General features: G+C 70.9%; 6 protein-coding genes. All 6 read right to left on the bottom strand.

What is annotated here, in order from left to right; all coding sequences use genetic code 11:
• Window positions 1–121: 121 nt before the first annotated feature.
• Window positions 122–760: an isoprenylcysteine carboxylmethyltransferase family protein gene (locus RDU12_RS12405; protein ID WP_300291804.1), complete on the bottom strand. Its 639-nt coding sequence runs from the start codon at window positions 758–760 to the stop codon at window positions 122–124.
• Between the two features lie 100 nt (window positions 761–860).
• A complete protein-coding gene (locus RDU12_RS12400) occupies window positions 861–1562 on the bottom strand; it encodes a VIT family protein (protein WP_300291806.1) in 702 nt (233 codons plus the stop codon).
• Window positions 1563–1617: 55 nt separating this feature from the next.
• Window positions 1618–2163 (bottom strand): cytochrome b, encoded by a 546-nt coding sequence (locus RDU12_RS12395; protein ID WP_300291808.1) that lies wholly within the window; start codon window positions 2161–2163, stop codon window positions 1618–1620.
• A gap of 147 nt (window positions 2164–2310) precedes the next feature.
• Window positions 2311–2715 (bottom strand): hypothetical protein, encoded by a 405-nt coding sequence (locus RDU12_RS12390; RefSeq protein WP_300291810.1) that lies wholly within the window; start codon window positions 2713–2715, stop codon window positions 2311–2313.
• Between the two features lie 63 nt (window positions 2716–2778).
• The gene (locus tag RDU12_RS12385; RefSeq protein WP_308684873.1) at window positions 2779–4143 is read right to left on the bottom strand and encodes an FAD-dependent oxidoreductase; all 1365 of its coding nucleotides are present in this window, start codon (window positions 4141–4143) and stop codon (window positions 2779–2781) included.
• The coding region (locus tag RDU12_RS12380; protein WP_308684871.1) for a DUF4893 domain-containing protein at window positions 4140–4744 on the bottom strand (605 nt) is incomplete at its 5' end. The genes RDU12_RS12385 and RDU12_RS12380, both read right to left, overlap by 4 nt.

The raw sequence follows: 4744 nt of genomic DNA, 5'->3' as shown, positions 1-4744 counted from the left end.
CTCGGTGGGCGCGCGCATCGCCTTCTAAGGCGACGTCCGTACATTGAATGAGGGCTCCGGCGTCCGCGCCGGAGCCCTTTTTCAATTGAGAGATGGGGCGGCGGGATAGACGCGCGACCGTTCAGGGCAGGTGAACCACCACCCTGAGCCAGTGCGCCGCCTGGCCCGCGTCGATCAGTTCGAACACCGGGATCGCCAGCAGAAACACCAGTCCATCCCGGATGGTGAGCAGGAACAGGGCCGGGCGGACCGTCAGGTCATCGGCGTCGCGCCAGAGGGAGAAGCGCGGCCAGAACCGGGGCGTCCGGGCGCAATAGCCGGCGTAGCTCTCGCCGAACTCGCGCAGCAGAAAGGCCTCCTCGCGCCGGACGGTGAAATGGAAAACCAGCATCGCCGCCGCCACGAAGCCCGCCGCGATGGTCAGGCTGCCGCTCTGGGCGCCGATACCGAACGCGCCGATAAAGCTGAAGACATACAAAGGATTGCGGGTGATGGAATAGGGTCCGCGGTCGACGACCTCAGCCTTCTTTCGTCCGCCGATATACAGGGTGCACCAGGCGCGGCCGACGATGGACAGGACGATCGCCACCCAGCCGATGGTCTCGACCGTCTCGTGCCAGCGGCCATCGACGCCGCCGATGGACTGGCTGACGACGGCCAGGCCGATCAGGCCCAGCAGGGCGAGTCCGACGGCGACCTTTCGAAGCTTCTGGATCGCGGCGAGATCAAGAGCGGGCGCGGTCGCGGGCGTCGGGGTCATGGCGGGTCTCCATTGCGGACAAGATCGGGGAACTGTGACGGTTTCAGGCCGGACGAAAGAGGGGCGACCCCCTGCCGCAGACGGCGGATCGGCCATCGGACTAGACGACCGTGCCGAACAGCCGGCCGATGCCGGCGGTCGCGGCCATGGCGATGACGCCCCAGAAGGCGACGCGCAGCACCGAGCGTCCGATGTTGGCCCCTCCGGCCGCGGCGCCGAGGGCGCCCAGTCCCATCAGTCCCGCCAGGGTCGCCAGGGCGACCCAGATCATCAGACCGTCCAGCGGCGCCAGCATCACCAGCACCAGGGGCGGAAAGGCCCCGAGGGCGAAGGTCAGGGCCGAGGTCAGCGCCGCCTGGATCGGCCGCGCCGTAGTGAATTCCGAAATGCCCAGCTCATCCCGCGCGTGGGCGCCGAGCGCATCCTTCGCCATCAGTTGCACCGCCACCTGACGTGACAGGTCCGGGTCGAGACCACGCGCCGCATAGATGCCGGCCAGTTCGGCGACCTCGGCGTCGTGGTCCGACGCCAGCTCCGCGGTCTCGCGGGCGAGGTCAGCCTTTTCGGTATCGGACTGGGAGCTGACGGAGACATATTCGCCGGCCGCCATCGACATGGCCCCGGCGACCAGTCCGGCGACGCCGGCGATCAGGATTCCGCCGCGCGTCGCCTCGGCCGCAGCGACGCCGATGACCAGGCTGGCGGTCGACACCAGCCCGTCATTGGCGCCGAGAACGGCGGCCCGCAGCCAGCCGATGCGGGAGACCAGATGGCGTTCGGAATGCAGGGCGAGGCGACTCACGGGCAGGACTCCAGACCAAGGGCGCAGACAACGCCGGCGGGTTCGATCACCCCTGTCAGGGGAGACCCGGCAACATGCGACGCAGCGTCGCGTCCCTGAGCAAATAATGATGGAAGAGGGCCGCGACGGCATGGAGGCCGATCAGCCAGTAACCCACCACGCCGATGGTCGTGTGCAGGTCCTCGACCCGCTCGGCCAAAGCCTCGTTGGGCGCCACCAGCGGCGGAAGGGTGAGGCCGAAGAAGGGAACGGCGTCGCCTTCGGCGCTCAGCAGCAACCAGCCCAGGACCGGCATGGCGACCATGAGCCCGTAGAGGGCGAGGTGCACGACCGCCGCCAGGGCGTCCAGCCCTGTCCGGGGAGCGGGCCCGCGCGGCGAGACCGCCCGCGCGATCAACCTCACCCAGACCATGACGAAGACGGACAGGCCCAGCATGAAGTGCCAGGTCTTCAGCCCCTCGCGGATATCGCTGCCGCGCGGATAGAATTCCCGGAGCTCGATACAGGCGTAGACGGCCGCCAGCAGCGCCAGCATCAGCCAGTGCATCGCGATCGAGAGCCGCGAGTACGGCGGAGCGATGCGGTCGGACGAGGCGGCCATCGGATACTCCGGCTGTGACCCTCGGGATGAAGGTGAACCAGTCTTGCACGGGGCGGCCTCGTCCGCCTTGATCTGGCGCAAACGAGGCCGCGGTTCAGGCGCATCGGGAAGCCGCCCCGGCTCCGCGGCCGAAGCAGGGGCCGCCCCCTACTGCGCCGGTCGGGACCGGCTGGCCTCGAGGATCGGCATGGCGGCCTCGGTCGGGATGTAGATGATCTCGCGGCCCGGTTTGCCGGCGGTCTCTTCCAGCATGTGGATATAGGACCAGCGCAGATAGTTGTCGGGACCGCCGAGGCTCTCGGCCATGATCCGGTTGGCCTCGTTGGTGCCGCGCGCGCGGGCGACCTCGGCCTGGGCGGTCAGCTGGGCCGAGTCGAGCAGGGCCTGGGCTTCGAGCACGCGGATACGGCGGTCCTGCACGGCCTGCTCATAGGCCGCCTTGCCCTGCATCTGTTTGGCGTAGACGTTGTAGGTCGGCATCCCGATCATCGCGGCGGCGCCGACGATGACGAGCAGGATGACGGCGCCGATGGTGATGCTGAAGCCGCGCATGAAAACCCCCTGAAGGCGCGGGTTCGCCCCGCCATGGCAGGGTCGCCGGGCGCGGCCCGGGGGTCAAGGGCGCTCAGCGGACCCGTTCAGGTAGGCGGACGATCGGGGATCCAGCAGCACGCCCGCGACCGTGGCCGCCAGCAGGCGCGGGGCCATGGGCAGGCGGGCGACCTTGCCCATTACATGGTCGCGGACCCAGGGCAGCAGGCGGCCGTCGGCCTGGTAGAAGGGGGTGAAGCCGAGGCTGAGCGCCTGATACAGCCGCACATGCCAGCGGCGGGCGCGGGCGTAGGCGTCGAGCGCCGTCGGCAGGTCGCGATAGCGGGTCAGGGCGTCGGCCAGGGCCTGGGCGTCCAGCAGGCCCATGTTCAGGCCCTGGCCGAGCTGGGGGCTGGTGGAATGGGCGGCGTCGCCGAGCACCGCCAGCCGCTCGCCCACGGGCCGGGCCAGGGTCTGGTGGCCATAGGACGCCAGGGTCATCTGGTCACGGTCGGTGATGGCGTCCATCACCGGGGTCAACTCGGGCCAGAGGCGCAGGCAGTGGTCCTTCCAGGCCGGCAGTCCGAGGTCATACCAGTCGGACCAGATCTCGGTCTTGAGGCTCCAGAAGAAGGTCGCCAGCGGCGCGTCGGGCGCGCCGGGCAGGACGCCGCTGGGCAGGACGCCGAGCATGCGGCTGGCGCCCAGATAGACCTGTTCCAGCGCCGTCGGATCGAACGGCCCGCCGGGCCAGGGGACGGTGGTCCAGAGCGCGCCCCAGGCGAGATCGCGTCGATCCGCGCCCATGTCGGCGGCGATGGCCGAGCGGGCGCCCGAGGCGTCGATGACCAGGTTGAAGGGGGCGCTGCGGCGGCCGGCGCTGTCGACCAGGCGGCCGGCATCGGCGCCGACGATCTCGCGGTCCGTCTCGAAGTCGACGCCCGCCTCGACGCAGGCGTCGTGCAGGATGGCGAACATGGCGGCGCGATGGATGCCGATGGCCGGGCGCGGACGCTTCAGATCGCTGTAGCGGACGTCCAGAACCACCCGGCCGCGCCGGGCCTCGCGGCCGAAAATGTGATCGATGCGCTGGCCGCAGGCCTCGACCCGCGGGGTCAGGCCGAGCCCGTCCAGCACATGCAGGCCGGTGGGCTGGAGCATGAAGCCGGCGCCGACGGGGCGGGGCGTGGCGAAGCGCTCGTGGACCATGACGCGCCGCCCCTGCCGCGCCAGCATCAGGGCGATGGCGAGGCCGGTGGGGCCGGCGCCGATGACGGCGATGTCGGCGGGGCGGGGCCGCTGTCGTCGGGTCTTGAGGACCTCCCGATCCGACGCGGCCTCTTCCTTGTCGGGCCGCGATCGTCGGCCCTTCGGGACCTCCCGATCCGACGCGGCCTCGGCCGGTTTCGCCCGCGACGTGCGAGGCTTCGGACCGGTCTTCGCCGTCACGCGGGAATGAGTTCAATCAGGTCGAGGTTCGACTCGTACTGCGGCCAGGGGATGGCCAGCCGCCAGCGGGCCTCGCCGATCCGCTCCAGCACGGCGATCAGGTCGCGGTCGGGGCGCTGGCCGTAGGAATTGGCGGGCGGCTCGTCGGCGAGGGCCATCGAGCCGAGCAGGACCATCTCGCGGTCGTTCTCGGGGAAGAGCAGACCGGCGGGGCGCTGGCTGCCGGTCAGCTTGAGGAATTTCAGCCCGTTCGGGGTGTGCTCGATGCGGCAGTCGAACCAGCCGTAGACGACGTAGCCGAGGCCGTCCTCGCCGCCCTGGGACCCGAGCTTGACGGTGCGGCAGCGGTAGTCGCCGGCGGGCGGTGCGACGGAGGGGCGGCCGGCGTCGGGGTCGATCAGGTCGCCGGTCGAGGCGAGATCGCCCGAGCCGCGCTGGCGGCGGGCCTGCTGCAGCGCCAGGGACCAGGCGGCGTCGAGGCGGCTGTAGCGGTCGCGATCGGAGGCGGTGACGATGCCGCGCCAGTCGCGCAGCACGGGGCCGTCGCCAGGGCCGCCGGGGATCGGCGGCGGCGGCGGCGGGGTGGCGCAGGCGGAGACGG

Source organism: Brevundimonas sp. (genome assembly GCF_031082345.1).
Lineage (GTDB): Bacteria > Pseudomonadota > Alphaproteobacteria > Caulobacterales > Caulobacteraceae > Brevundimonas.
The sequence above is the reverse complement of the archived record's forward strand: the minus strand, read 5'-3'. Positions and strand labels throughout refer to the sequence as shown.

Bases quoted from the DNA above. Each gene is read 5' to 3' on its own strand.
- RDU12_RS12390 (WP_300291810.1), bottom strand. From the start codon at position 2,715: ATGCGCGGCTTCAGCATCACCATCGGCGCCGTCATCCTGCTCGTCATC.
- RDU12_RS12405 (WP_300291804.1), bottom strand. From the start codon at position 760: ATGACCCCGACGCCCGCGACCGCGCCCGCTCTTGATCTCGCCGCGATC.
- RDU12_RS12395 (WP_300291808.1), bottom strand. From the start codon at position 2,163: ATGGCCGCCTCGTCCGACCGCATCGCTCCGCCGTACTCGCGGCTCTCG.